22 protein-coding genes and 1 pseudogene are annotated in these 26818 nt (G+C 72.5%); 10 read left to right on the top strand and 13 right to left on the bottom strand.

Translation table 11 applies throughout. The annotated features are described in order from the left end of the window. Positions 1–39: 39 nt before the first annotated feature. Complete coding sequence (gene nrdR / locus ACWH4W_RS14415; RefSeq protein WP_473076124.1) at positions 40–597, bottom strand: transcriptional regulator NrdR; 558 nt, start codon at positions 595–597, stop codon at positions 40–42. A gap of 585 nt (positions 598–1182) precedes the next feature. Between nrdR and lexA the strand changes: the two genes are divergently transcribed. Then, positions 1183–1962, top strand: a complete 780-nt coding sequence (lexA, locus tag ACWH4W_RS14410) for a transcriptional repressor LexA (RefSeq protein ID WP_473076123.1) — start codon at positions 1183–1185, stop codon at positions 1960–1962. Between the two features lie 1028 nt (positions 1963–2990). Here the strand turns inward: lexA and ACWH4W_RS14405 are convergent. Further along, positions 2991–4952, bottom strand: a complete 1962-nt coding sequence (locus tag ACWH4W_RS14405; protein WP_473076122.1) for an ATP-dependent DNA helicase — start codon at positions 4950–4952, stop codon at positions 2991–2993. A gap of 383 nt (positions 4953–5335) precedes the next feature. On the opposite strand from ACWH4W_RS14405, the gene ACWH4W_RS14400 reads away from it, so the two are divergent. Together ACWH4W_RS14400 and ACWH4W_RS14395 are read left to right on the top strand one after the other, a co-directional pair. Next, complete coding sequence (locus tag ACWH4W_RS14400; protein WP_473076121.1) at positions 5336–6559, top strand: trypsin-like serine peptidase; 1224 nt, start codon at positions 5336–5338, stop codon at positions 6557–6559. 50 nt (positions 6560–6609) lie between these two features. Beyond that, positions 6610–6819: pseudogene (locus ACWH4W_RS14395) on the top strand (hypothetical protein); the annotation flags it as partial. 73 nt (positions 6820–6892) lie between these two features. On the opposite strand, the gene hflX reads toward ACWH4W_RS14395, so the two are convergent. The 6 genes from hflX to miaA form a co-directional block, all read right to left on the bottom strand. Continuing rightward, positions 6893–8386, bottom strand: a complete 1494-nt coding sequence (gene hflX, locus ACWH4W_RS14390) for a GTPase HflX (RefSeq protein WP_473076120.1) — start codon at positions 8384–8386, stop codon at positions 6893–6895. A gap of 158 nt (positions 8387–8544) precedes the next feature. Continuing rightward, positions 8545–10182, bottom strand: coding sequence for a M1 family metallopeptidase (locus tag ACWH4W_RS14385; protein ID WP_473076119.1), 1638 nt, complete (start codon positions 10180–10182; stop codon positions 8545–8547). Positions 10183–10309: 127 nt separating this feature from the next. Next, positions 10310–12505, bottom strand: coding sequence for a RelA/SpoT family protein (locus tag ACWH4W_RS14380; protein ID WP_473076118.1), 2196 nt, complete (start codon positions 12503–12505; stop codon positions 10310–10312). Between the two features lie 296 nt (positions 12506–12801). Further along, positions 12802–13671: a diaminopimelate epimerase gene (gene dapF / locus ACWH4W_RS14375; RefSeq protein WP_473076117.1), complete on the bottom strand. Its 870-nt coding sequence runs from the start codon at positions 13669–13671 to the stop codon at positions 12802–12804. Positions 13672–13904: 233 nt separating this feature from the next. Next, positions 13905–14411, bottom strand: coding sequence for a hypothetical protein (locus ACWH4W_RS14370; RefSeq protein WP_473077497.1), 507 nt, complete (start codon positions 14409–14411; stop codon positions 13905–13907). A gap of 108 nt (positions 14412–14519) precedes the next feature. Continuing rightward, the gene (gene miaA / locus ACWH4W_RS14365) at positions 14520–15458 is read right to left on the bottom strand and encodes a tRNA (adenosine(37)-N6)-dimethylallyltransferase MiaA (protein WP_473076116.1); all 939 of its coding nucleotides are present in this window, start codon (positions 15456–15458) and stop codon (positions 14520–14522) included. A gap of 181 nt (positions 15459–15639) precedes the next feature. Here miaA and ACWH4W_RS14360 point away from each other — a divergent pair, with 181 nt between their 5' ends. Both ACWH4W_RS14360 and ACWH4W_RS14355 read left to right on the top strand, forming a co-directional pair. Continuing rightward, a complete protein-coding gene (locus tag ACWH4W_RS14360) occupies positions 15640–15954 on the top strand; it encodes a hypothetical protein (protein WP_473076115.1) in 315 nt (104 codons plus the stop codon). A 23-nt stretch (positions 15955–15977) separates the two neighbouring features. Beyond that, positions 15978–16250: an antitoxin gene (locus ACWH4W_RS14355; protein WP_473076114.1), complete on the top strand. Its 273-nt coding sequence runs from the start codon at positions 15978–15980 to the stop codon at positions 16248–16250. Between the two features lie 63 nt (positions 16251–16313). Here ACWH4W_RS14355 and ACWH4W_RS14350 read toward each other — a convergent pair whose 3' ends face one another. The 3 genes from ACWH4W_RS14350 to ACWH4W_RS14340 form a co-directional block, all read right to left on the bottom strand. Continuing rightward, positions 16314–17027 (bottom strand): class III extradiol dioxygenase subunit B-like domain-containing protein, encoded by a 714-nt coding sequence (locus tag ACWH4W_RS14350; RefSeq protein WP_473076113.1) that lies wholly within the window; start codon positions 17025–17027, stop codon positions 16314–16316. An 81-nt stretch (positions 17028–17108) separates the two neighbouring features. Then, a complete protein-coding gene (gene miaB, locus ACWH4W_RS14345) occupies positions 17109–18635 on the bottom strand; it encodes a tRNA (N6-isopentenyl adenosine(37)-C2)-methylthiotransferase MiaB (protein WP_473076112.1) in 1527 nt (508 codons plus the stop codon). 72 nt (positions 18636–18707) lie between these two features. Next, positions 18708–19139 (bottom strand): hypothetical protein, encoded by a 432-nt coding sequence (locus ACWH4W_RS14340; protein WP_473076111.1) that lies wholly within the window; start codon positions 19137–19139, stop codon positions 18708–18710. Between the two features lie 671 nt (positions 19140–19810). On the opposite strand from ACWH4W_RS14340, the gene ACWH4W_RS14335 reads away from it, so the two are divergent. Further along, the gene (locus ACWH4W_RS14335) at positions 19811–20806 is read left to right on the top strand and encodes a TAXI family TRAP transporter solute-binding subunit (RefSeq protein ID WP_473076110.1); all 996 of its coding nucleotides are present in this window, start codon (positions 19811–19813) and stop codon (positions 20804–20806) included. Here ACWH4W_RS14335 and ACWH4W_RS14330 read toward each other — a convergent pair. After that, positions 20785–22218: a sensor histidine kinase gene (locus ACWH4W_RS14330; protein WP_473076109.1), complete on the bottom strand. Its 1434-nt coding sequence runs from the start codon at positions 22216–22218 to the stop codon at positions 20785–20787. The two genes, ACWH4W_RS14335 and ACWH4W_RS14330, sit on opposite strands and share 22 nt — an antisense overlap. Before the next feature lie 9 nt (positions 22219–22227). Further along, a complete protein-coding gene (locus ACWH4W_RS14325) occupies positions 22228–22914 on the bottom strand; it encodes a response regulator transcription factor (RefSeq protein WP_473076108.1) in 687 nt (228 codons plus the stop codon). Positions 22915–23201: 287 nt separating this feature from the next. Here ACWH4W_RS14325 and ACWH4W_RS14320 point away from each other — a divergent pair, with 287 nt between their 5' ends. From ACWH4W_RS14320 to ACWH4W_RS14305, 4 genes are all read left to right on the top strand, one after another. Beyond that, the gene (locus ACWH4W_RS14320) at positions 23202–23978 is read left to right on the top strand and encodes an amino acid ABC transporter ATP-binding protein (protein WP_290011298.1); all 777 of its coding nucleotides are present in this window, start codon (positions 23202–23204) and stop codon (positions 23976–23978) included. Positions 23979–24060: 82 nt separating this feature from the next. Further along, positions 24061–24900 carry a glutamate ABC transporter substrate-binding protein gene (locus tag ACWH4W_RS14315; protein ID WP_473076107.1) on the top strand — a complete coding sequence of 280 codons (840 nt, stop codon included), beginning with the start codon at positions 24061–24063 and terminating at the stop codon, positions 24898–24900. An 84-nt stretch (positions 24901–24984) separates the two neighbouring features. Next, positions 24985–25650 (top strand): amino acid ABC transporter permease, encoded by a 666-nt coding sequence (locus ACWH4W_RS14310; protein WP_167743614.1) that lies wholly within the window; start codon positions 24985–24987, stop codon positions 25648–25650. Beyond that, entirely contained in the window at positions 25647–26552 is a 906-nt protein-coding gene (locus tag ACWH4W_RS14305; RefSeq protein WP_473076106.1) for an amino acid ABC transporter permease, read from the top strand. The genes ACWH4W_RS14310 and ACWH4W_RS14305 overlap by 4 nt, the downstream gene beginning before the upstream one ends. Positions 26553–26818 lie beyond the last annotated feature (266 nt).

The raw sequence follows: 26818 nt of genomic DNA, 5'->3' as shown, positions 1-26818 counted from the left end.
CCGGTCCCCGGACCCTCGCGTCCGGGGCCGGACCGCTGCTCAGCCGGCGGCGGGAGCGGGCGCGGGGACCTGGGCGGCCCCCTCCTGCCCGCTGTCGTCTTCCCGGCTCCCCGGAGCGGCCTCGTCGCCGTCCCCGTCGTCCGCGCCGGGCCGCTCCGCCCGCCTGAGTTCCGCGATCGCGGTCTCGAAGTCCTCCAGCGAGTCGAACGCCCGGTACACGGACGCGAACCGCAGGTAGGCGACGAGGTCGAGTTCCTGCAGCGGGCCGAGTATGGCCAGCCCCACGTCGTGGGTGGTCAGCTCGGCGCTCCCGGTGGCCCGCACCGCCTCCTCGACCCGCTGGCCGAGCTGGGCGAGGGCGTCCTCGGTGACGGGCCGCCCCTGGCACGCCTTGCGCACACCGTTGATGATCTTGGTGCGGCTGAACGGCTCGGTGACTCCCGACCGCTTGACCACCATGAGCGAACACGTCTCCACGGTCGTGAAACGACGGGAGCAGTCCGGGCACTGACGGCGCCTGCGGATCGACGTGCCGTCGTCGGTCGTACGGCTGTCGACGACACGGCTGTCGGGGTGCCTGCAGAAGGGGCAGTGCATGGATCCCAACCCTCCTCACAGCAGACTCAACGGCCTCGCCAGGCCTCAGGGGCCTCACGAAGCAGCACCAGCATAGGCGATCACGGAGCCCTCTCAGACCGGGGGGACCACAACTTCTGGGCTGCTGCCGGAATCCAACCACTAGATGTGGGGATTGGCTCATACATTCAGGCCCGCGCGCGTGTCGCGCTCGACGGAGCGGGAAGACGGGCCCGGAGGTCTGCCCGCCGGAGCCCGGAGGTCTGCCCGCCGCGCCCCCTGAGGGCTCTGCCCGTTGGGGAGAAGGCGTGCCGGAGACGGGGAGGGGGCGTGCCGTTCCGGAAGAGAGCGGGGCCGCTTCACGCGCGCGGGAGCCCACGATGGCAGACTGAGTCCGCGCGCCGCGAGGCCGCCGCCCCGGCGGAGACCTCGGCGGTGAGAGTACAACAAATGGCCCGTTTGTCCGGCGGGAAGCATGGCGGCCAATACACCTCGGCGAAAGAACACGTACCGCAATTCGCTTTTTTTCACTCGAACGTGTGTTTGGCGCAACCTTTCGAAAGCATCTACCGTTGTGCTGCAGGGAGACCATCGAGAGGGGCCGACGTGACCACCACCGCAGACAGTGCCGCCATCACCGCCCAGGACCGCTCCCAGGGCAGCATCGAGCCGGTGCACGCGATGAACGAAGCCACGAATCCCGAGGCGCACAAGCGCTCCCTGCCGGGCCGACCCCCCGGCATCCGGGCGGACAGCTCCGGACTCACCGACCGCCAGCGCCGGGTCATCGAGGTCATCAGGGACTCGGTGCAGCGCCGCGGCTACCCGCCGTCGATGCGTGAGATCGGCCAGGCGGTCGGGCTGTCCAGCACCTCCTCCGTCGCGCACCAGCTCATGGCGCTGGAGCGCAAGGGTTTCCTGCGCCGTGACCCGCACCGCCCGCGCGCGTACGAGGTGCGGGGGTCCGACCAGGCCGCGTCCGTGCAGCCGACGGACACCGCCGGCAAGCCCGCCGCGTCCTACGTGCCGCTGATCGGCCGGATCGCCGCCGGTGGCCCGATCCTCGCGGAGGAATCCGTCGAGGACGTCTTCCCTCTGCCCCGGCAGCTCGTCGGCGACGGTGAGCTGTTCGTGCTGAAGGTCGTGGGTGACTCCATGATCGAGGCCGCGATCTGCGACGGCGACTGGGTCACGGTCCGCCGCCAGCCGGTCGCCGAGAACGGCGACATCGTGGCGGCGATGCTCGACGGCGAGGCGACCGTGAAGCGGTTCAAGCGGGAGGACGGCCATGTGTGGCTGCTCCCGCACAACGCGGCCTACGAACCGATCCCCGGCGACGACGCGACGATCCTCGGCAAGGTGGTGGCCGTCCTCCGCCGCGTCTGACCCCGACGGGACGCCGGGCCGCTCCCCGGCCTGCTCCACTCCCTGACCGGACCCCGGGACCCCTGCGCCGGTTCCGGGGTCCTGTGTTGCCCGCGGAGGCCGTGCGCGGCGCCCTGGGGACTCGAAGCGGGCGACGCCGTCGCCGCGGCACCCGGGGGCCGCTCACGGCACTGACCGGGACGCTGTGTCCTGCCCCAGGACACCCCGGCCACCGGGCCGGGGTCCGTGCGTCGCGCCCGCGGGGGGCTTCGGCGGTGCGGTCGACGCGCCCCGGACGCCGGCCGCCGTCTTGAAGCCCGGATACCGCGGTCGGCGCTCGACCACCCGGCCGCCGGCCATCGGACCGGGACGCGTGCGCCGCGCCCGCGCGAGGAAGACTCTGCGCACCAGGCCACGGCCTCGGACATTCACCGCCCGGCGTCGGTGACCGTGCGCCGGCCTTCCGCTCCGCGCCAGCACCTGTGGCCCCCGAGGCCCGGCCTCTGCCAGCGGTGCTCGAACACCCGGCCGCCCGGACCGCCGGGCCGGGGCGCGTGCGCCGCGCGGCGGGCCACGGTCTCGGGCGACCCCACCACCAGCATCGGTGACCGTCGGCCGTCCCTGTTCCACGACGGCACCCGGCGCGACGGACACGGCCATCGGTGGCGTCTGTCCGGTGACGGGGACGCCCCTTCGCGGCCTCATGCCGAAGGCCGTCACCGGGGCGGCCTGCGGCTGCCCAGCACGCACGGACACGAGTACGTCGGACACCCCCGCTCACGGCCCCGTCACCCGGCGGCGGAACGCGGCCAGAGCCCCTGTGACCTGCCGGAGAGGCTGGCCGAGTCCGCAGGCCCGCTGAAGCGGGCCTCCCCCGCGGCCGAGCGCTCCCCGCGGAAATCCGGGAGGCCGTCACCCGTCCGGCGGCGGGCCCCGCCCCTGCTGCCGGGAGGGCGCGACTCACAGCGGCCCCGTGGCCGTGCTCCCGCCCGCCAGAGGACGTGAGTCCGAGCCGCCTCGAAGGGGCAGCGGGTCCCTCCGCCCCCGCCCTACCCCGCCGCCGCGTCGATCGCCGCGAGCGACTTCCTGACCTGGTTGCGGTCGGTCGTGTACCAGAAGTCCGGCATCGAGGCCTTCAGATAGCTGCCGTAGCGCGCCGTGGCCAGGCGTGGGTCGAGGACCGCGACCACGCCCCGGTCGCCCGAGGCGCGGACCAGGCGACCCGCGCCCTGGGCCATCAGCAGCGCCGCGTGCGTCGCGGCGACCGCCATGAAGCCGTTGCCGCCCGCCTCCTCCACGGCCTTCTGGCGGGCGCTCATCAGGGGGTCGTCCGGACGCGGGAAGGGGATCTTGTCCATGACCACCAGCTGGCAGCTGGGTCCCGGGACGTCCACGCCCTGCCACAGCGACAGCGTGCCGAAGAGGCACGTCCGCGCGTCCGCGGCGAAGTTCTTGATCAGTTCGCCGAGCGTCTCCTCACCCTGGAGGAGGATCGGGAACTCCGGGATCCGCGCCCGCAGCTCCTCCGCCGCGAGCTGGGCCGCCCGCATCGACGAGAACAGCCCCAGCGTGCGCCCGCCCGCCGCCTGGACCAGCTCCGTGAGCTCGTCCAGCATGTCCGCGCGGTCCCCGTCCCTGGCCGGGCGGGCCAGGTGCTTGGCGACGTACAGGATGCCCTGTCTGGGGTAGTCGAACGGCGAGCCGACGTCCACGCCCTTCCACTGCGGGAGGTCGTCCCCCTCGGCGCCCTCGGGACCGAGCCCCAGCGACGCCCCCACGCCGTTGAAGTCGCCGCCCAGCTTCAGCGTCGCGGACGTCAGCACGACGGAGCGGTCGGTGAACAGCTTCTCGCGCAGCAGCCCGGAGACCGACATGGGCGCGACCCGCAGCGACGCCCCGAAGCGGTCGTGCCGCTCGTACCAGACGACGTCCCACTCGGAGCCGTTGGTGATCCGCTCCGCCACGTCGTGGACGCTCTCCACCGAGGCCAGCGCCTGCTTGCGGACCGCGTCCTCGTCCTGGACGGACTTGTCGCGGGTGGAGCCGATCGCGGAGATCACCGTGCGGCACGCGTCGCGCAGCGCCATCAGGGCGTAGCCGAGGTCCTCCGGGATCTCCTCCAGCCGGCCGGGCAGGGCCAGTTCCATCAGCCGTTCGAAGCCCTCGGCGGCGGTCTGCAGCTGGTCGGCCGCCTTCTCGTTCACCAGCTTCGCCGCGCGCCGCACCGCGCGGTTCACCTGCCCCGGGGTGAGCTCGCCGGTGGCCACCCCGGTCACCCGGGAGACCAGCTCGTGCGCCTCGTCCACGATCAGCACCTCGTGCTGCGGCAGCACCGGCGCGCCCTCGATGGCGTCGATGGCGAGCAGCGCGTGGTTGGTGACGATCACCTCGGCGAGCTTGGCGCGCTCGCGGGCCGCCTCGGCGAAGCACTCCGCGCCGTACGCGCACTTCGTGGCGCCCAGGCACTCCCGCGAGGACACCGACACCTGGGACCAGGCCCGGTCGGACACGCCCGGCGTGAGGTCGTCCCGGTCGCCGCTCTCCGTCTCGTCCGACCAGTCACGCAGCCGGAGCAGGTCCTGGCCCAGCTTGCTGGTGGGCGCGGCCGCCTCGAACTGGTCGAAGAGGCCCTCCTCCTCGTCCTGCGGCACGCCCTCGTGCAGCCGGTGCAGGCACAGGTAGTTCGACCGGCCCTTGAGCATGGCGAACTCCGGGCGGCGGCGCAGCAGGGGATGCAGCGCCTCCACCGTGCGCGGCAGGTCCCGCTCCACCAGCTGCCGCTGGAGCGCCAGGGTGGCCGTCGCCACGACGACCCGCTCCCCGTGCGCGAGCGCGGGCACCAGGTAGCCCAGGGACTTGCCGGTACCGGTGCCGGCCTGGACCAGCAGATGGGCGCCGTCGTCGATCGCCTCGGCGACGGCTTCGGCCATGGCCACCTGACCGGGGCGCTCCGTACCGCCGACGGCAGTGACGGCAGCATGCAGGAGTTCGGGGAGTGAGGGCTTCGTCATAGCCCGACCACCCTACGGCCCTTCACTGACAAAGATGCGCGCACACCGAAGGCGGCGGAGGTGACCGGCCCCCGCCTCCGCAGCACCGCCCCGCACCCGAAGCACCGTCCCGGCGCCCGAAGCACCGTCCCGGCGCGCGGCGCCCGGAAGGACTGCGACCGCCACCGAGCCCCCACGCCCCCACACCGCGAGATCCACCCACGACGGCCAGGTCAGACGCCTTGTAGCCGAACCGTTGCCGTTCCGTCGGACGGCTCCCGCGGCGAACGCCTAGGGTGTGGTGCCGTCATCCCAAGCCGTCGGAGCAGCAGTGCGACTCGTCCGGGTCGGATGTGAAGACGGGCGCGGCACCACCATCGTTCATTCCAGGGGGAGTCCAGATCATGCGATCCATACGGCCGTCGTCCACCGCCCGCCGCGCGAGGAGGCCGTCGCGCGGAACCTCCCCCGTGCTGGCGGCGGTTGCCCTCGCCTCCGCGCTCGCCCTGACCGCCACCGCATGCCAGTCGGGCGACACCGACGCGAGCGCGGACCCCTCCGCGACGGCCGCCGCCGACGACGGCAAGTTCAAGATCCCGGACGACATCACGGACCGGCTCAAGGAGCACGGGATCGACCTCGACACATGGCGGGACGGGGCCTGGAAGGACTGGGACAAGGACAAGTGGCTGCGTGAGGCGCAGGACTTCGTCAACCCGATCATCGAGGACCTGTGGAACCCGGACCGCATGCGGGACGCCGACGAGCCCGACCAGCCCGAGGTCGACGAGAACGACGTCTCCGGCGACCAGGGCGTGACCGACCCGACGCCGGAGCCGGTGCAGGCGAAGGCCGTGCCGCCGTCGTACCACGAGAACGCGCCCACCGCGGGCAAGGTCTTCTTCGACTCCCCCGAGGGCACGATGGTCTGCTCCGCGACGGTGGTGCAGGACCCGGCCAACCCCGGCAAGTCCAACATGGTGTGGACGGCGGGCCACTGCGTGCACGCGGGCAAGAAGGGCGGCTGGTACCGCAACATCGCCTTCGTGCCGTCGTACAACGACTCGGGCCTGTCGGCGAAGGAGATCGAGGGCGCCTCCAAGGAGGAGGTCGCTCCGTACGGCGTCTGGTGGGGCGACTGGGCGCAGACCTCGGACCAGTGGATCGAGCAGGGCGGCGCGACGGGCGGTGACGGCGCCTCGTACGACTTCGCGGTCATCCATGTGACGCCGGAGAAGGGCGGCGACGGCAAGTCGCTGGAGGAGACGGTCGGTTCGGCCCTGCCGGTGGACTTCGACGCGCCCGCAGTGCCGAAGATCGAGGAGATGACGGCGATCGGCTACCCGGCAGCGCCGCCGTACGACGGGCAGACGATGTACTCGTGCGTGGACGAGCCGGGCCGGCTGTCGCTCGGCGCGTCCGATCCGACGATGTACCGCATCGGGTGCAGCATGACCGCCGGCTCCTCCGGCGGAGGCTGGATCGCGACCGGTGAGGACGGTGAGCCGACGCTGGTCTCCAACACCTCCATCGGCCCGGTGACGACCGGCTGGCTGGCCGGACCGCGGCTCGGCGAGGAGGCCAAGGGCGTCTACGACGCGGTCAGTGAGAAGTTCGCCGGCCGGTGACCGGACGATCCGCCCCGGGTGGCGCCGCGCACCCGGGGCGGACGGCGGTCCCGGACCTGCCGGACATGTACCGCATCGGCTGCACGATGACCGCCGGCTCCTCCGACGGAGGCTGGTTCCGGGTGGCCGACGGCAGGACGGTGCTGGTGTCCGACACCTCGATCGGCCCGCTGGACCACACCTGGCTCGCGGGCCCGCGTCTCGGCGCGGACGCCGAGGCGCTGTACCGGAACATGAGCGAGACCTACGGCGGCCGCTGAGCCGCGCAGGACGAGGGCCCGCCCCCTGCCGGTGTGGCAGGGGGCGGGCCCTCGTCCGTGTCCGCGGTCCGGGTCAGCCGGCCGGGGTGGGAACGTACGGCGCGAACTCCGCCGCCAGCTCCTCGTGCACCCGCACCTTGAGCAGCGTGCCCTCCGGGGTGTGCTCCTCGGAGATCACCTCGCCCTCGTCGTGCGCGCGGGCGACCAGCTTGCCCTGGGTGTACGGCACGAGCGCCTCGATCTCCACCGACGGGCGGGGCAGCTCGCTGTCGATCAGGGCGAGCAGCTCCGGGATGCCCCGGCCGGTGCGGGCCGACACGGCGATGGAGCGCTTCTCCACCCGCAGCAGCCGCTGGAGCGTCAGCGGGTCCGCCGCGTCCGCCTTGTTGATCACGACGATCTCGGGCACGCCGGTGGCGCCGACGTCCCGGATCACCTCGCGCACGGCGGCGAGCTGCTCCTCCGGGTTCGGGTGCGAGCCGTCCACCACGTGGAGGATCAGGTCGGAGTCGCCGACCTCCTCCATGGTGGAGCGGAACGCCTCGACCAGGTGGTGCGGCAGGTGCCGGACGAAGCCGACGGTGTCGGCCAGCGTGTACAGCCGGCCGCTCGGGGTCTCGGCCCGGCGCACGGTCGGGTCGAGGGTGGCGAACAGGGCGTTCTCCACCAGCACGCCCGCCCCGGTGAGGCGGTTGAGCAGCGAGGACTTGCCCGCGTTGGTGTAGCCCGCGATGGCGACGGACGGCACCTTGTGGCGCTTGCGCTCCTGGCGCTTGAGCTCGCGGCCGGTCTTCATCTCCGCGATCTCCCGGCGCATCTTCGCCATCTTCTCGCGGATCCGGCGCCGGTCCGTCTCGATCTTGGTCTCACCGGGACCACGGGTGGCGAGGCCGCCGCCCTTGCCGCCGCCCATCTGCCGGGACAGCGACTGACCCCAGCCGCGCAGCCGCGGCAGCATGTACTGCATCTGCGCGAGCGCGACCTGCGCCTTGCCCTCTCGGGACTTGGCGTGCTGGGCGAAGATGTCGAGGATCAGGGCCGTACGGTCGATGACCTTGACCTTGACGACGTCCTCGAGGTGGATGAGCTGGCCCGGGCTGAGCTCACCGTCGCAGATGACGGTGTCCGCGCCCGACTCGAGCACGATGTCGCGCAGCTCCTCGGCCTTGCCGGAGCCGATGTAGGTGGCCGCGTCCGGCTTGTCCCGGCGCTGGATCACGCCGTCGAGGACGAGAGCGCCCGCCGTCTCCGCGAGGGCGGCGAGCTCCGCGAGGGAGTTCTCGGCGTCCTGCGCGGTGCCCGAGGTCCACACCCCGACGAGCACGACCCGCTCGAGGCGGAGCTGCCGGTACTCGACCTCGGTGACGTCCTCGAGCTCGGTGGAGAGGCCCGCCACGCGGCGCAGGGCCGCGCGCTCGGAGCGGTCGAACTGGTCGCCGTCCCGCTCTCCGTCGATCTCGAGGCTCCAGGCGACGTCCTCTTCCATCAGGGCATCGGCCCGAAGACCCTCGGGATGGCTGTGCGCGAAGCGCTTGGTGTCCGGGGAAGGGGAAGAAGAGGAGGTCATTGGGTCCTTACGTCGTTGGGTTGCCGTCTGCGGCGACGGAGTCGGCCGGACGGCCTTCCGTCACTGTCCACAACGTCCGGGTACCCCGGGAGATTCCCGTTTCCCCTGTCGCGCGGACCCGACGATCGTCGCACGGTACGCCCCGTCTCGTCACCGTGTTATTCCCCGTCCGCGTCCGGCCGATGCCCGTGCGGGCCGGGCAGGTGCCCGTGCCGGTGCTCGCGCGGGCCGGAGCCGGGCGCGTCCGTCGCGGCCCGGACGGAGGACCGCCAGTCCGGGTGACCCGGCATCGGCGGGGTCTTCTCGTCGTGGAGCCAGGCGTGCAGGAAGCCGGTGAGGTCGCGGCCGGCGGTCTCGGAGGCCAGCCGGACGAAGTCGGCGGACGAGGCGTTGCCGTCGCGGTGCCGGACGACCCAGGCGCGCTGCAGCCGGTCGAACGCCTCCGGGCCGATCTCCTGGCGCAGGGCGTACAGCACCAGCGCTGCGCCGCCGTAGACGCCCGGACGGAAGATGCCGGTCTTCCGGCCCGGCTCGGGCGGTTTCGGCGTGGCGGGCGGTCCTCCCGCGGCACGCCAGGCGTCGGAGGACTCGTACGCGGTCCGCATCCGGGCCTGCAGGGACCTGCCGCCGCGCTCCTCGGCGTACAGCGCCTCGTACCAGGTGGCGTGCCCCTCGTTGAGCCACAGGTCGGCCCAGGTGCGAGGGCTGACGCTGTCGCCGAACCACTGGTGGGCCAGCTCGTGCACCATGATCGACTCGACGTACCAGGCGGGCAGGGCGGGGTCGGTGAACAGGTCGCGCTCGAAGAGGGAGAGCGTCTGGGTCTCCAGGGCGAAGCCGGTGGAGGCCTCGGCGAGCAGCAGGCCGTAGGTGGCGAAGGGGTAGCGGCCGACCCGCTTCTCCATCCAGGAGATCTGACCCGGGGTTTTCGCCAGCCACGGTTCGAGGGCCGCGCGGTGCTCGGTGGGGACGACGTCCCGCAGCGGCAGGTCGTGCGGTCCGGTGCGGTGCAGCACGGTGGAGCGGCCGACGGACACCTGGGCGAGTTCGGTGGCCATGGGGTGGCGGGTCCGGTAGCTCCAGGTGGTGGCCCCGGGGGTGCGGTCGACGGCGGTGGGCAGACCGTTGGCGACGGCGGTGTACCCGTCCGGGACGGTGATCCGGAAGGTGAACATCGCCTTGTCCGACGGGTGGTCGTTGCACGGGAACACCAGGTGGGCGGCGTCGGCCTGGTTGGCCAGGGCGAGTCCGTCGGCGGTGCGCACCCAGCCGCCCTCGCGGTCCCCGGGCCTGGGATCGCTGGTGTGCCGGACGGTGATGCGCACCGACTCGCCCCGGTCGAGGTCGTCGTCGGGGGTGATCACCAGGTCCTCGCCCACGCCGGTGAAGGCGGCCGGCTCGCCGTCGACCTCGACCGAGCGGACCGTGCCGTGGGCGAAGTCCAGGTTGAGCCGGCCGAGGTCGGCGGTGATCCGGGCGTCGAGGGTGGTGACGGCCTCGAGCGGCCGGTCGTTGCGGCCGGGATAGGTGAGGCCCAGGTCGTACGCCTGGACGTCGTAGCCGGGGTTGCCGAGGTGCGGGAAGAGGGGGTCGCCGATGCCGAGCGGTTCGGCGGGGGCGCTCGCGGCGGCCAGGCAGACGCCGATCGCGGAGGCGAGCAGGGCCTGGACGGTGCGCCGGCGGCGATGGGCGCGGGGTGCCGGGTGTCGGGAGGCGCGCGGGGCGGGGTGGCGGGAAGCGGGCAGGGCGGGGTGGTGGGAGGTGAACAGGGCGGGGTGGTGGGAGGTGGGGAGCATGCCTCACGGCTATCAGCGTGCGCGGGCGCGGCTGCGGCGGCGCGCTCCCGACCCACCCGATCGGGTAATCACACCGCAAGGGTCTGTGTGCCGGGCGCCGTCACCGGGGCGGCGGAACAGAGGCGGCTCAGACGCCCGGCGCCTGCGGCTGCGCCCGGCTCACGTCGTACACGCCCGCCACGTTGCGCATGGCGCGCATCAGGGAGGGCAGCCGGGCGGCGTCGGGGAGCTGCACGGTGTAGGTGTGGCGCACCTGCTGCCGGTCCGGCGGTTCGACGGTCGCGGAGACGATCTCGGCGCCCTCCGTGGCCATCGCCTCGGTGAGGTCCGCGAGCAGATGCGGCCGGACGAACGACTCCGCCACCAGTGTGACCCGGCACTCGGCGCCCTCGCCCCAGCGCACGCCGACCTCCGTGCGGCCCGCGCCCCTCATCCGCGCCACCGCCGGGCACTCCGTCCGGTGCACGGTGACCGCTCCCCCGCGCACCGCGAAGCCGGTGACCTCGTCGGGCGGCACGGGCGTGCAGCAGCCGGCCAGCCGTACGGTCGCGCCGTCCCGGTCGACCAGCACCTGGGCGGCGGCGGGGCGCCCGGAGTCCGTGTCCTCGGCGCCGGACGGCCGGCGGGCCCGCGGGGCGTCCGGCTCGGGCGGGCGGGCGGCCTCGATGTCGTCCGCCGGGGTCCGGGCGTCCGTCGCGGACGTGCCGTCCTCCGGGGCGGGGTGGGCGGCGAGCCACCGCTGGATGGCGATGCGGGCCGCCGGGGTGGTCGCGTGCTCCAGCCACTCCCGGGACGGCGCGGAGGCCGCGTCCTGGTCCATGAGGAGCTGGACGGTGTCCCCGTCCTTGAGGACCGTGCTCAACGTGGCCAGCCGTCCGTTGACCCGGGCGCCGATGCAGGCGTGCGCGTCCTCGCCGTACTGCGCGTAGGCGGCGTCCACGCAGGTCGCGCCCTCGGGCAGGCCCAGGGTGCCGCCGTCGGGGCGGAAGACGGTGATCTCCCGGTCCTGGGCGAGGTCCTCGCGGAGGGTGGACCAGAAGGTGTCGGGGTCGGACGCGGCCTGCTGCCATTCGAGCAGCCGGGAGAGCCAGCCGGGACGGGTGGGGTCGACGCGTTCGCCGTCGCCGGCGGACTGCTCCTCCGGCGGGGCGGCGTAGGGGTTGCCGAGCGCGACGACGCCCGCCTCGGCGACCTTGTGCATCTGGTGGGTGCGGATGAGGACCTCGACGACCTGCCCGTCCTCGCCGGCCACCGCGGTGTGCAGCGACTGGTACAGGTTGAACTTGGGGACGGCGATGAAGTCCTTGAACTCCGAGACCACCGGCGTCATACAGGTGTGCAGCTCGCCCAGCACGGCGTAGCAGTCGGCGTCCTCGTTCACCAGCACCAGCAGCCGGCCGAAATCGGCGCCGCGCAGCGGGCCGCGCTTGCGGGACACGCGGTGCACGGAGACGAAGTGCCGTGGGCGGATGAGGACCTCGGCCGGGATGTCGGCCTCCCGGAGCACCTTGCGGACGTCGTCGGCGACGTCGGCGAGGGGGTCGTCCTCGCGGGCGGCGTTGCGGAGGATCAACTCGCGTGTCCGCTTGTACTCCTCGGGGTGGAGGATGGCGAAGACGAGGTCCTCCAGTTCCGTCTTGAGCGCCTGGACGCCGAGCCGTTCGGCGAGCGGGATGAGCACGTCACGTGTCACCTTGGCGATGCGTTCCTGCTTGGCGGGGCGCATCACGCCGAGGGTGCGCATGTTGTGCAGCCGGTCGGCGAGTTTGATCGACATCACGCGGACGTCGTTGCCGGTGGCGACGAGCATCTTGCGGAAGGTCTCGGGCTCGGCGGCGGCGCCGTAGTCGACCTTCTCCAGCTTCGTGACGCCGTCGACGAGATAGCGCACCTCCTCGCCGAACTCCTTGCCCACCTGGTCGAGCGTGACGTCGGTGTCCTCGACGGTGTCGTGCAGCAGCGAGGCGGTCAACGTCGTCGTCTCGGCGCCCAGTTCGGCGAGGATGAGGGTGACGGCGAGCGGGTGGGTGATGTACGGCTCGCCGCTCTTGCGCATCTGCCCGCGGTGCGAGGACTCCGCCAGGAGATAGGCGCGGCGCAGCGGTTCGAGGTCGGCGTCGGGGTGGTGGGCCCGGTGGGCCTCGACGACGTGGCCGATGGCGTCGGGCAGCCGGTCGCGGGCGGAGGACGACCCCAGCAGGGCGGCGCGGCCCAGCCGGCGCAGGTCGAGCCGGGGGCGGGACTTGCGGCGCGTCCCGGCCGGTGTGACGTGACCCGGTGCGAGCGGGCCCGGGGTCGCAGGTTTCGCGGCCTCCGCGTTCATGAGCACCTCCGGCTGCGTGGGTCCGGCGGACGGCGCCCCAGGGCGGACGTGGGCCTGGGGGACGGCGTTGATCCCCCGTCCGGGCCGGTGCTTGATGCTATCCAGCCGCACGGGGTCGGACCGGCCGCCTCCGGCCGACCGTGAAACGGATCACTCCAAAGAGCGACGGGCCGTTCACGGTCGTTTTCACGCCATCGGGTGGGCGGAGCGCCACGATCTCGAAGCCCCGCACCCGCTCTGTCCTGCGGATCGACGGCGGGGTGGGCCGGAGGGCGGAAGATCGTACAGCGCATCGTTCAGTGAAGGGCGTTCTCAAGCCACTCGGTCTCGATCGCGCCTTCGGCGACGATGACCGCGGGACCGGTCATCTCGATCTGGCCGTCGGGCTGTTCGGTGATCACGAGGGTGCCGCCGGGGAGGTCCACGGTGTACGTCACCGGCAGGCCGGTGTCGTGCGGGTCCACACCGGCGCGACGCGCGGCGGCCACGGCGACGGCGCACGCCCCGGTGCCGCAGGACCGGGTCTCGCCGACCCCGCGCTCGTGCACGCGCATCGCGACGTGCCGGGGGCCCCGGTCGACGACGAACTCCACGTTCACGCCGTCCGGGTAGGCGGCGGCCGGGGCGAAGGAGGGGGCGGTGAACAGGTCGCCCGCGTCGGCCAGGTCGTCGACGAAGGCCACGGCGTGCGGGTTGCCCATGTTGACGTTGCGCGCGGGCCAGCCGCGCGCGCCGACGTGCACGGTGACGTCACCGTCGGGGAGGACCGCGTGGCCCATGCCGACGGTGATGTCGCCGTCCTTGGCGATGTGCACGGTCTTCACGCCGCCGCGCGTGGCGATCGCGAGGTCGCCCTCACCGACGTGTCCGGCGTGCTGGAGGTAGCGGGCGAAGACGCGGACGCCGTTGCCGCACATCTCCGCGACGGAGCCGTCGCCGTTGCGGTAGTCCATGAACCACTCGGCCTCGTCCGCCATGGACCGCGCCTCGGGGTGGGCCGCGGACCGCACCACGTGCAGCAGCCCGTCGCCTCCGATGCCCGCGCGCCGGTCGCACAGGGCGGCGACGGCCGCCGGCGACAGGTCGACGGCGTTCTCCGGGTCCGGGACGATCACGAAGTCGTTCTCCGTGCCGTGCCCTTTGAGGAAGGCGATCCGCGTGCTCATTCTTCGATCCTACGGGGTGCGGGTGGGGCGGGGTCGCGGCCTGTGGACAACGGATCGGGGGACGGCGTCGCGGGATCGCACGGCCGGCGCGGGCGGGTCGGGCGCGGCGGCGGGAGCCGGCGGGACCCGGGGCACGGGCGCCGACACGAGCGGCTCGCGGGGGCGCGGGGGCGGCACGAGCGGGCCACGGGAACGGACGGGCCGGTGAAGACAGGCCGCGCAGCCACGGGGGCTCAGCGCAGGCGGGCCACGCGCCACACCGCGAGGGCGACCGCCGCCGCGACCATCACGGCGTAGGCGGCCACGACCCGCCAGTCGGACTTGCGGTCCGAGCCGCAGGCGGACAGGCCCGGCCAGGTGTAGCCGACCTTGCGGGCCGCCACCATGCCCCAGCCGGCCGCGCAGGAGCAGATCAGCAGGCCCAGCATGGCGATCACCGCGCCGCTGTCGCCGAAGTCGAAGGCCAGCGGGAAGGCGAACATCAGCGAGCCGAGCGCGCCGAGTCCGACGATCGGGGCGAGCTGCCAGACACGCAGCCGACGCTGCGGGCGCAGCTCGACCTCGACCTCGTCCCCGCCGGTGAACATCTCCTCCGGCTCGGGGCCGTCGTCGGTCACACCGCCCTGCGTCTCCTCGGGCCCGTCGGGGCTGAGACGATCGGTCTCCGGCTCCGTGGCATCCCGCTCGGTGGTGAGATGCCGCTCGGTGCTGTGTGCGGTGTCGCGAGGGCCGGCCTCCATCGCCACGCGCCCTCCCAACTTAGGACTTCACTGGTCGATCGAAGCTTGATGATGGCACGGCGTCACAGGCCCGGATGACGGCCTGGGCGTCCCGATGCCAGGACGTGATCAGGCTGTAACCGGTCGTTCGACCAACGACATCGCGAGCCGCGGAAGTTCCCCGCGGTCCGCCGCGGCCCCACTCAACCAGTGCACCCGCGGATCGCGCCTGAACCATGAATCCTGACGGCGCGCGAAGCGCTTGGTGACACGGACGGTCTCGGTACGCGCCTCCTCCAGGGTGCACTCGCCGGCAAGTGCGGCGAGCACCTGCTGGTAGCCGAGGGCGCGCGACGCCGTACGCCCCTCGCGCAACCCCTGCGCCTCGAGTGCGCGCACTTCTTCGACGAGCCCGGCCTCCCACATCCGGTCGACCCTGCGGGCGATGCGCTCGTCGAGTTCGGGGCGGGCCACGTCGACGCCGATCTGGAGCGTGTCGTAGACCGAGTCGTGGCCGGGGAGGTTGGCGGTGAAGGGCCGCCCCGTGATCTCGATGACCTCCAGCGCGCGGACGATGCGGCGGCCGTTGCTCGGCAGGATCGCCCGGGCTGCCTCCGGGTCGGCCGCGGCGAGCCGGGCGTGCAGCGCTCCGGGGCCGCGCAGGGCCAGCTCCTCCTCCAGGCGCGCCCGGGCATCGGGGTCGGTGCCGGGGAACTCCAGGTTGTCGACGGCCCCGCGGACGTACAGGCCGGAGCCGCCGACCAGGATCGGCCAGCGTCCGGCGGCGAGCAGCGCGTCGATCCGCTCCCGGGCCATCCGCTGGTACTCGGCGACGGAGGCGGCCTCGGTGACGTCCCAGACGTCGAGGAGGTGGTGCGGGACGCCGCCGCGCTCCTCGGGCGTCAGCTTGGCGGTGCCGATGTCCATCCCCCGGTAGAGCTGCATGGAGTCGGCGTTGACGACCTCGCCGCCGAGCCGCTGGGCCAGGAAGACGCCCAGATCGGACTTTCCGGCCGCCGTGGGTCCGACGACGGCGATGACGCGGGGGGCGAGGGGTGCGCTGCTCACCGATCCAGTCTCCCAAACCTCCGGGGCCGCTCTCGATCGGGTTACGTGACGTGGGGGCCACCGGGTCGTTGCCCGTTCGAGGTTCCTGCCGCCGGATCGCGGTGGCGCTCGCCCGGCTCACACGGACGGACACACCGGGCTACGCGGAATTTCGCCCGCACGAGTAACGTATGGAGTGGATATGGGTGTTTTTGCACGACTTTTTCGGAGGTCGAAGACCACGGGAGAGACAGCGGCGGCCGAGGCCCGGACCGACGGGGAGGAGGCCGGGACCGGCACGGACGACACGGCGGCCACGGCGCGGCCGGAGGCCGCGGCCGACGGCGCACCGGAGACCTCCGGGTCCGCGGTGACGGAGCCCTCCCCGGGGCCGTCCTCGGAGTCGTCCCCGGCGAAGGGGTCCGACGAGGTCACCGTCACGGAGAACGTCGAGATCCCGAAGCAGCAGTCCGGCAAGGCCGCCGACAGCGAAGCCGGCGAGGGCGCCCGCACGTAGCGTGCCGCGAGGGAAGGTACATCATGGGTCTCCTGGACAATCTGAAGGCCAAGATCGGCCCCGCCAAGGGCAAGGTCTCCGGCCTCGCGCAGCAGCACGAGGACAAGATCCAGCACGGCCTGGAGAAGGCTGCGCAGACCGTCGACCGGCGGACCAAGGGCAAGTACAGCGACCGGATCCAGTCGGGCACGGGCAGGGCCAAGGAGGCCGTGGACCGCTTCACCCACAAGAACGACCCCGGTCCGGAGGCGGGCGGCGGCACGCCGCCGCCGGCCGGACCGCCGCCCGCCTCCTGAGCGGCGCGAACGGCGGACGGCCGGGGCGGATCGCCCCGGCCGTCCGCCGTTCCGCACGCGGGTCTACGACCAAGTGGCGACCACGTAGCCCACGCCGTACGGGGCGTCCTCGTGGAGCAGCGCGCCCGACAGCCCGGCGTTGCCGTCGGCCGCACCGGCCAGCACCTGCCAGGGCGCCCGGCCGGACACCTTCAGCTCGTGCGCCAGCCCGGCGTCCAGCGCGCGCAGGGCTGCCGCGTCGGCCGAGCCGAGCGCACGGGCGATCTCCGCGTCGAAGGGCTCCGCACGCTCGTCCAGGTAGCCGGGCGCCTTCACGGTGCGGCAGGCGCTGGCGTCCCCCATCACGAGCAGGGCCACCCGCTCCGCCCGGCCGGCCAGCCGCCGCCCTTCCTCGGCACACGCGTCGGGCGTGAGGGACTCTCCCACGCCCCGCCCCTCGACGGGGGCGCCCGCCCATCCGGTCCGCCCCAGCAGCCAGGCGCCCACGGCGAGCCCGTACGGCAGTTCCCCGTCGGCCGCGCCGTCACCCTCGCCCAGCCGCACGTCCAGACCGACGCCGAAGCGGCGGAAGGAGCCGGGGGTGCCCGCCGGGTAAGCGCGTGTCCCGGCGCCGTCGTCCGGGCCCACGACCACGAGGAGGTCGGGGCGGGCGGCGGCGAGCACGCCGAGCGCGTCCGTGCAGGCGGCGCGCGCGGCGTCCAGCTCCGGTGCGGCGCCGGCGGCGACCTCCGGCACCAGCAGCGGCGGGCAGGGGCAGACTGCGGCGGCGACAAGCATGATCAGCAGCCTACTGCGGCCCTCCGGACCCGCCCCGCCGGGCGGTGCCGCGGGGGCGGGCCCCGCGGCACGCGGACGGGTTCAGTCGACGGCGCAGCCGCCGCTGGCCACCGGCAGCGGCTCGGGCACGCCCACCGTGGGCAGGCCGAGCAGCACCCCCGCGGGCTTGGCCGCCTTCTCCGTCCTGCGCTTCTCCCAGGCGTCGCCCGCGCGGGTGCGGCGCACGTCGAGGACGGGGCCCTCGGCGAGGAGGTGGTGCGGGGCCGCGTAGGTGACCTCGACGGTGACCACGTCGCCGGGGCGGACCTCCTGGCCGGGCTTGGTGAAGTGCACCAGGCGGTTGTCGGGGGCGCGGCCGGAGAGGCGGTGGGTGGTGTCGTCCTTGCGGCCCTCGCCCTCGGCGACCATCAGCTCCAGGGTGCGGCCGACCTGCTTCTTGTTCTCCTCCCAGGAGATCTCCTCCTGGAGGGCGACGAGACGCTCGTAGCGCTCCTGGACGACCTGCTTGGGGATCTGCCCGTCCATCTCGGCGGCCGGGGTGCCGGGCCGCTTGGAGTACTGGAAGGTGAACGCCTGGGCGAAGCGGGCCTCACGGACCACGTGCAGGGTCTGCTGGAAGTCCTCCTCGGTCTCGCCGGGGAAGCCCACGATGATGTCGGTGCTGATCGCCGCGTGCGGGATGGCGGCGCGGACCTTCTCGATGATCCCGAGGAAGCGCTCCTGCCGGTAGGAGCGGCGCATCGCCTTGAGGACCGGGTCGGAGCCGGACTGCAGCGGCATGTGGAGCTGCGGCATCACGTTCGGCGTCTCGGCCATGGCGGCGATGACGTCGTCGGTGAAGTCGCGGGGGTGCGGGGAGGTGAAGCGGACCCGCTCCAGGCCGTCGATCTTCCCGCAGGCGCGCAGCAGCTTGCTGAACGCCTCGCGGTCGCCGATGTCGGAGCCGTAGGCGTTGACGTTCTGGCCGAGCAGGGTGATCTCCGAGACGCCCTCGGCGACCAGGGCCTCGATCTCGGCGAGGATGTCGCCGGGGCGGCGGTCCTTCTCCTTGCCGCGCAGGGCGGGGACGATGCAGAAGGTGCAGGTGTTGTTGCAGCCGACGGAGATCGACACCCAGGCGGCGTAGGCGCTCTCACGCCGGGTGGGCAGCGTGGACGGGAACGCCTCCAGCGACTCGGCGATCTCCACCTGCGCCTCCTCCTGGACGCGGGCGCGCTCCAGCAGCACCGGCAGCTTGCCGATGTTGTGCGTGCCGAAGACGACGTCCACCCAGGGTGCGCGCTTGACGATGGTGTCCCGGTCCTTCTGCGCGAGGCAGCCGCCGACCGCGATCTGCATGCCGGGGCGGCTCGCCTTCTTCGGCGCGAGGTGGCCCAGGTTGCCGTACAGCTTGTTGTCGGCGTTCTCGCGCACGGCGCAGGTGTTGAACACGACGACGTCGGCCTCGCCGTCGGAGCCCTCGGGGGCGCGGACGTACCCGGCGTCCTCCAGCAGCCCGGCGAGGCGCTCGGAGTCGTGGACGTTCATCTGACACCCGTAGGTGCGAATCTCGTAGGTCCTGGTCGAGAGAACGTCCACGGCGGGGCTCCGGTCACTGCTGCTGGTCATGGCAACAAGGGTAGGCGTTTCCCGGAGCGGCTCCGCCCCGCGTTCCCCCTCGGCCGCGTACCGCCGGGTGGCTCAGCCGCGTACGGCCGGGTGACAGGCGGAAACCCAGAGGACCGCCGCGCACGCCGGGCCGGCCGCGAGCCGTACGGTCCCGGTCGGCGGGCCGGTCAGGACCAGCGCGGCGCCGACGGCCGCCACCGCCGTCATCAGCGCGCCCGTCCACCGGTACTGCCACTGGTCGTACAGCCGGGCGAGCGGGAAGAAGCACAGCCCCACGACGAGCGCGATGCCGACCGGGGCGAAGACCGGGCGTCCACAGGCGTGGGCCGCGGCGCCGACGGCGACGACGGCCGACAGCTCGAGGGCGTTCACGACGCCCACCCCGCGGGCCCAGTTCTCCGGCAGGCCCACCGTCCGGGGCGGGGGCCGGGCGTCCTTGCGGAGGCCCGGGTACAGCGCGACGGCTGTGATCCCGAGCGCCACCACCTCGATGGACAGCGGCACGGCGTCGGTCGCCGAGCCGGTCGCGGAGGGCCCGCAAAAGCCCAGGCCAGGGCGAACGGGGAGAGCACGACGGCGCCTCCGCGCCGCAACCGCCGGGTGAGCGCGAGGCACTCGGCGGCGGACGGCGTCGGCGAGGAGCCGGTGGCGGACGTCATCGGCAGAAGCTACAGCGACCGCTCCAACTCGGCCCGGGCTTTCCCCACTCCACGGTCCGCGGGCCCTGCGGGCGGCCCGCCCGCCCCCGCCGTCGCGGCACCGCCCCACGTCCGGGGCCTGGGAGCGGTCGCCCTCGGGGACCGTGCCGCCTGAGCGGTGGATCTGCGCGATCGCCGTGTCGAGGCCGGTGCCGGGGGCCAGGGCGGTGCCGTCGGCGACGCGGACCACGTCGGCCGGTTCGCGGGCGAGCCGGCCGAGGGGCCCGTGCCCGACGCCTCGGCCGCCTCCCTCACCTCCTCCGCGAGCGATCGGCCGCCGCGGTGGGCGGCGAGGTCCGGCGGGATCCCGGTCGGGGCGCCGCGGACACCCGGGCCGAAGGCACGGTGGAACACGCGGACCGGGTCGGCACGGAACGGCTCCACGGCGGGGACGGCAACGGCCGGCCCGGACATCGCCGGGCGGTCCTGTGCGTCCCGCCCTGGTCAGCGGGCCGGCGGGCTGGCAGGATCGCGGCCATGTCCCACGTGCTGTCCCCCATCGGCAGGCGGCGGGCCCTGCGGGGCACGGCCGCCGGTCTGGTGGTGCTCGGGCTGCTGCTGTGGTGGCTGGCGCCCTGGCGTGAGGAGCCGCCCGGCGGGACGATCACGATGAGCACGGGCACCCGTGCCGGCGTCTACCAGAAGTACGGCGAGCTGCTGCGCACCGCGCTCGGCAAGGACATGCCCGGTCTGAAGGTGCGGCTGGAGACCAGCGACGGCTCCTGGGAGAACGTCCGCCGGGTCGCCACCGGGCAGGCCGACTTCGCCTTCGCGGCGGCCGACGCCGTGGAGACGTACCGGCAGGAGGACCGCACCGGCGGCGGCCGGCTGCGTGGGGTGGCGCGCCTGTACGACGACTACGTGCAGCTCGCCGTCGCGCCCGGCTCGGGCATCCGCACCATCGCCGACCTGCGGGGCAAGCGGGTCGCCATAGGGCCGCCGAAGTCGGGGGTGCGGCTCATCGCCAACCGGCTGCTGCGGGCGGCCGGCATCGACCCGGAACGGGACATCGTGCCGTCCGCGGACGGCATCGACACCGGGCCCGGACGCCTGGGACACGGCCTGGACGCCTTCTTCTGGTCGGGCGGGCTGCCCACGGACGGTCTGAAGACGTACGCCGAGAAGTCCGCGCTGCGGTTCGTGCCGATCGACGCCGCCCTCGTCGCGAAGCTGCACGACCAGGGGGGCGCCACCCGCCACTACCGCGCGACCAACATGCCGGAGTCGGCCTACCCGGGCAGTCAGCTCGGCTCGACCGTGCCGACCATGGCGGTCTCCAACCTGCTGATCACCCACGCGGACGCGGACCCCCGGCTCACCGAGTGGCTGACCCGGATCGTGCTGAAGAGCCGCGACGGCATAGGCGCCCACGTGCACTCCGCGCAGCTCGTCGACGTGCGCACCGCCATCTACACCGATCCGCTGCGGCTGCACGAGGGCGCCCGCCGGTACTACCGGTCCGTCAAGCCCTGACCGGCCGCCTCCCCCGCGGGGGCGTTGCGCGGCACGGTCACGGTCACCCGCAGCCCGTGCGGCTCGTGCGGCTCGTAGGAGAGGGAGCCGCCGCCCGCGGCGAGCAGGGCTCGGGAGATGGACAGGCCGAGGCCCGAGCCCTTGATGTTCTGGTGCCGCCCGCTGCGCCAGAAGCGGTCGCCGATGCGGGTCAGCTCCTCGTCGGTCAGTCCGGGGCCGTTGTCGGTGACGACGACGGTCGCCGTGTCGCCGTCGGGGGCGACGGTCACCTCGACCGTCTCGCCCGCCGGGGTGAACTTCACGGCGTTGTCGATGACCGCGTCCAGCGCGCTGGACAGCGCCACCGGGTCCGCCCACGCGGTGGTCGGCGGGCAGACGCCGGTCAGCGTCACGTCCTTGGCGTCGGCGGACGGCGACCAGGCGGCGACCCGCTCGGCGGCCACGGCGCCGATGTCGACGATCTGCAGGGCGGGCTCGCTGTGCTCGGCGAGGGCCAGGTCGAGCAGGTCGTCCAGGACCTGCGCCAGCCGTTTGCCCTCGGCCTGCACGGAGGCGATCTCCTCGTTGCCCTCGGGCAGTTCCAGGGCGAGCAGTTCGATGCGCAGCAGCAGCGCGGACAGCGGGTTGCGCAACTGGTGGGAGGCGTCGGCGACGAAGGCGCGCTGCTGTTCCAGCACGTTCTCGACGTTGTCCGCCATCTCGTTGAAGGAGCGCGCGAGCCGGCGCAGCTCGGGGGGGCCGCCGGCCACCGCGACGCGGGACTTCAGGCGGCCGGTGGCGATGTCGTGGGTGGTGGCGTCGAGGACGCGCACCGGCCGCAGCACCCAGCCGGTGAGCCGGAGCGCCGCGCCGACGGCCAGCAGCATCGCGGCCGCCTCGCCCGCGGCGATGACCAGCCAGCCGTGGAGGATGCGGGACCGCATCTGCCCGGTGGGCGAGTCGGTGACCACGACCGCGACGACATCGCCGTCCCGGATGACCGGCGAGGCGACCACGAGGCTGCTCCGCTGCCAGGGCCACACCTGCTCGGGGTCGTGGCTGCGGCGGCTGAGCAGCGCCTCCTTGAAGGCGTCCCGCACCTCGCCGGTGCGGGGCAGGAAGAAGTCCTTCGGGGCGTGCGCCATGGGGGCGTCGTTGCGGTAGAAGACGCCGGCTCGGATGCCGTAGACCTTGTGATAGCTGCGCAGTTCGCTGCTGAGGGTCTCGCGGCGCTCGTTGACGTCGCCGCCGGACGTGTCGGCGGGCTCGGTGACGAACTGGGCGAGGGCCGCGAAGCGGGCGGTGTCGTCGATCCGGTCGACGACGACCTTCTGCTGCTGGGCGCCGGCGAGGCTCACCGCGAGCGGCACGCCGAGGGCGAGCAGGACGGCCGCCATCAGGACGATGAGCAGCGGCAGCAGACGTGGGTGCACCCGGCCCCGCTACGCCGTGGGCGCGACGAGCCGGTAGCCGACGCCGCGCACGGTCTCGATCAGGGCGGGCATGCGGAGCTTGGCACGCAGGGAGGCCACGTGCACCTCCAGGGTGCGGCCGGTCCCCTCCCAGCTGGTGCGCCACACCTCGCTGATGATCTGCTCGCGGCGGAAGACCACCCCCGGACGCTGGGCCAGCAGCGCGAGCAGGTCGAACTCCTTCCGGGTGAGCTGGACGGGCGTGCCGTTGACGCTGACCTGCCGGGTGGGCAGCTCGATGCGCACCGGGCCGAGGAGCAGTTCGGTCTCGGCCGAGCCGGTGGGCTCCTCGTGGACGGTGCGGCGGCTGACGGCGTGGATCCGGGCGAGCAGCTCCCCGGTGTCGTACGGCTTCACCACGTAGTCGTCGGCGCCGAGGTTGAGGCCGTGGATGCGGGAGCGCACGTCGGAGCGCGCGGTGACCATGATCACGGGGGTGCCGGTGCGCTTGCGTATCTTGCCGCACACTTCGTATCCGTCCTGGTCGGGCAGGCCCAGGTCGAGCAGGACGACGCCGAAGCCGTCGCTCTCGGGGACGAGCGCTTGCAGAGCCTCCTCGCCGCTGCGCGCGTGGGTGACGTCGAAGCCGTGACGGGCCAGGACGGCCGACAGGGCCGCGGCGACGTGGTTGTCGTCCTCGACGAGCAGCAGTCTCACCAGGGCCTCCTTCGGTTCATCGGCCGTACGTCCGCGGGTGTTCTCCTGCACGTGCGCACACGGGGTGCACCTTGCAGTCACGCCGATGAGGGACGACCACGTCAAGAGGGTTCCGGTTGCGCTTCGGTACCGTTGTGCGGCCGGAACGCGCCCCTGCTCACAAGTGCTACGACAGGTGCCCGATTGCTATCGGATCGTGATGCTCAGATTCCCCTCAGATGTAATGACGCAGGTCTGAAGGGTTACTACTGTCCTCCGAAACCCGAGGAGGACGGAGCCCGAAAGCGATGACCGAAGTATCGGTGGCCAAGGAAGATGTGGCCGCGACCGGCGATCTGGTCGTCCTGAAGAGCGTCAACAAGCACTTCGGCGCGTTGCACGTTCTCCAGGACATCGACCTCACGGTCGCCCGCGGCGAAGTCGTCGTGGTCATCGGACCCTCCGGGTCCGGGAAGTCCACCCTGTGCCGCACCATCAACCGTCTGGAGACGATCGACTCCGGCTCGATCACGATCGACGGCAAGCCCCTGCCCGACGAGGGCAAGGCGCTGGCGCGGCTCCGTGCCGACGTGGGGATGGTCTTCCAGTCCTTCAACCTCTTCGCGCACAAGACCGTGCTCGAGAACGTGACGCTCGGCCAGGTCAAGGTCCGGAAGAAGGACAAGAAGGAGGCCGAGGAGCGGGCGCGTGCCCTCCTCGACCGGGTCGGCGTGGGCGCGCAGGCCGAGAAGTACCCCGCACAGCTCTCCGGTGGTCAGCAGCAGCGCGTCGCCATCGCGCGGGCCCTGGCGATGGAACCCAAGGTCATGCTCTTCGACGAGCCGACGTCGGCTCTCGACCCCGAGATGATCAACGAGGTTCTCGAGGTCATGCAGCAGCTCGCCCGTGACGGCATGACCATGATCGTCGTCACCCACGAGATGGGCTTCGCGCGTTCGGCCGCGAACCGTGTGGTGTTCATGGCGGACGGCCGCATCGTCGAGCAGGCGACGCCGGACCAGTTCTTCAGCAACCCGCGCAGCGACCGCGCCAAGGACTTCCTGTCGAAGATCCTGCACCACTGAGGCACACCGCCGCGCCCCTGCCGACCTGCGTCACCGGACATCGACCGGGCCGCATCACTTCACCAGTCAAAGGATGTGCACCATGAAGCTCCGCAAGGTCACCGCCGCCTCGGCCACCGTGTTCGCCCTCGCCCTGACCGCCACCGCGTGCGGCGGCGACGGGGACGGCGGGTCGTCGTCCTCGGACGGCGGCAAGGACAAGATCACGATCGGCATCAAGTTCGACCAGCCGGGCCTCGGCCAGAAGACCCCGCAGGGCTACGCGGGCTTCGACGTGGACGTCGCCACCTACGTCGCGGAGAAGCTCGGTTACGAGGAGGACCAGATCGAGTGGAAGGAGTCGAAGAGCGCCGACCGCGAGACCATGCTGCAGCGCGGCGACGTCGACTTCATCGCCGCCACCTACTCGATCACCCCTGAGCGCCAGGAGAAGGTCGACTTCGCCGGCCCGTACCTGCTCGCCCACCAGGACGTGCTGCTCCGTGCCGACGACGACAAGATCAAGTCGCCCGAGGACCTGAACAACGCCAAGCTCTGCTCCGTCACCGGCTCCACCTCGGCGCAGAACATCAAGGAGAAGCTGGCGCCCAAGGCCCAGCTCCAGCCGTACCCGACGTACTCGGCGTGCCTGCCCGGTCTGCAGAACGGCGCCGTGGACGCGCTGACCACGGACGACTCGATCCTCGCCGGCTACGCCGCCCAGGACCAGTTCAAGGGCAAGTTCAAGCTCGGCGGCTTCAAGCTGACGAACGAGAACTACGGCATCGGCGTCAAGAAGGGCAGCGACCTCAAGGACAAGATCAACAAGGCCCTTGAGGAGATGGTCTCCGACGGTAGCTGGGAGACGGCCGTGAAGGAGAACTTCGGCCCGGCCAACTACAAGAACGAGCCCGCGCCGAAGATCGGCGACATCAAGAGCTGAGGCAACGCCTGACGGAGTGCGCCGCCCCCGATGCGGGGCGGCGCGCCGGGGCATGCATCCCTACACGCGGAAGCGCGGGAGATCGTGTTCGACTTTCTTGAAGATTACGACCTGCTGGGGGCCTTCTGGACGACGGTGCAGCTCGCTGTGCTCTCCGCCGTCGGCTCCCTGATCTGGGGCACCCTGCTGGCCGCCATGCGCGTCGGCCCGGTGCCGCTGATGCGCGGCTTCGGGACCGCGTACGTGAACATCGTGCGGAACATCCCGCTGACGGTCATCATCCTGTTCACGTCGCTCGGCCTGAACCAGACCCTGGGCGTCACGCTCGGCGCGGACGACTTCGAAACGATCAACTTCCGGCTCGCCGTCCTCGGTCTGATCCTGTACACCTCGGCCTTCGTGTGCGAGGCGCTGCGCTCCGGCATCAACACCGTGCCGGTCGGCCAGGCCGAGGCCGCCCGCGCGCTCGGCCTCAGCTTCAACCAGGTGCTGGGCCTCGTGGTGCTGCCCCAGGCGTTCCGTTCGTCCGTCGGCCCGCTCGCGAACGTCCTCATCGCCCTCATCAAGAACACCACGGTGGCCGCCGCCATCGGCGTCGCCGAGGCGGCGCTGCTGATGAAGGAGATGATCGAGAACGAGGCGCAGCTGCTGCTGATCTCCGCGGTCATCGCGTTCGGTTTCGTGGTTCTGACGCTGCCGACCGGCCTGTTCCTCGGCTGGGTGGGCAAGAAGGTGGCGGTGAAGCGATGAGCTCCGTTCTCTACGACGCCCAGGGCCCCCGCGCCAAGCGGCGGAACATCGTCTTCACGGCGGTGTTCCTGGTCGCTCTCGCCGCCCTCCTCTGGTGGGTGTTCAGCACCCTCAACGACAAGGGCCAGCTCGAGTGGGCCCTGTGGAAGCCGTTCTTCACCGGCACCGAGGCCTGGACCACGTACATCTGGCCGGGTCTGCAGAACACGCTGAAGGCCGCCGTCCTCGCGGTGATCGTCGCCCTGCCGCTCGGCGCGGTCCTCGGCATCGCCCGCCTGTCCGACCACGCCTGGGTCCGGATCCCCGCCGGTGTCGTGGTGGAGTTCTTCCGCGCCATCCCCGTGCTGGTCCTGATGATCTTCGGCCTGGCGCTGTTCGCCGAGTACACCGACGTCAGTTCCGACGACCGCCCGCTGTACGCGGTCGTCACGGGTCTGGTCCTCTACAACGCCTCCGTCCTCGCGGAGATCGTGCGCGCCGGCATCCTGTCCCTGCCCAAGGGCCAGTCCGAGGCCGCGATGGCGATCGGGCTGCGCAAGAACCAGCTCATGCGGCTGGTCCTGCTGCCGCAGGCGGTCACCGCGATGCTCCCGGCCATCGTCAGCCAGCTCGTCGTCATCGTGAAGGACACCGCCCTGGGCGGCGCCGTCCTCACCTTCCCCGAGCTCCTCGCCTCGGCCAACACGATGAGCGGCTACTACGGCGCCAACGTGATCGCCAGCTTCACCGTGGTCGCCGTGCTCTTCATCGCGCTCAACTTCGTCCTCACCTCCTTCGCCTCCTGGCTCGAGGCGCGGCTGCGCCGCAGCAAGCGCGGCACGGGTGCGGTGCTCGGCGCCGACGACGTGGACGACATCAACGCGGCCGAGGTCGGCGGTCCGCACAAGACCGACGGCGTCTGACGCGCGTCCGCCCGTGACATGACCGTGGCCCGCCGGGAACGGCGGGCCACAGTCATGCCGGTGACCGGGCGTCCTCACCGTGACGGGTGAGCGGTGCGCCCCGGGCTCGCGTGAGGAACTGTCATGTGCCGGGACCGCTCCCGCAGCGGCTCATGATCGCCACCGCCCTTCGGTCACTTGACGCAAGCACCGGCAATAGGTTGCATACGTTCTGTGATCGTGCACCCTGCTCCATCCTCCTGTTCCCCCACGTCCTCCCCGACGTC

This window comes from Streptomyces sp. DSM 120436, assembly GCF_055778765.1.
This window is presented reverse-complemented; position numbering and strand designations above follow the sequence as displayed.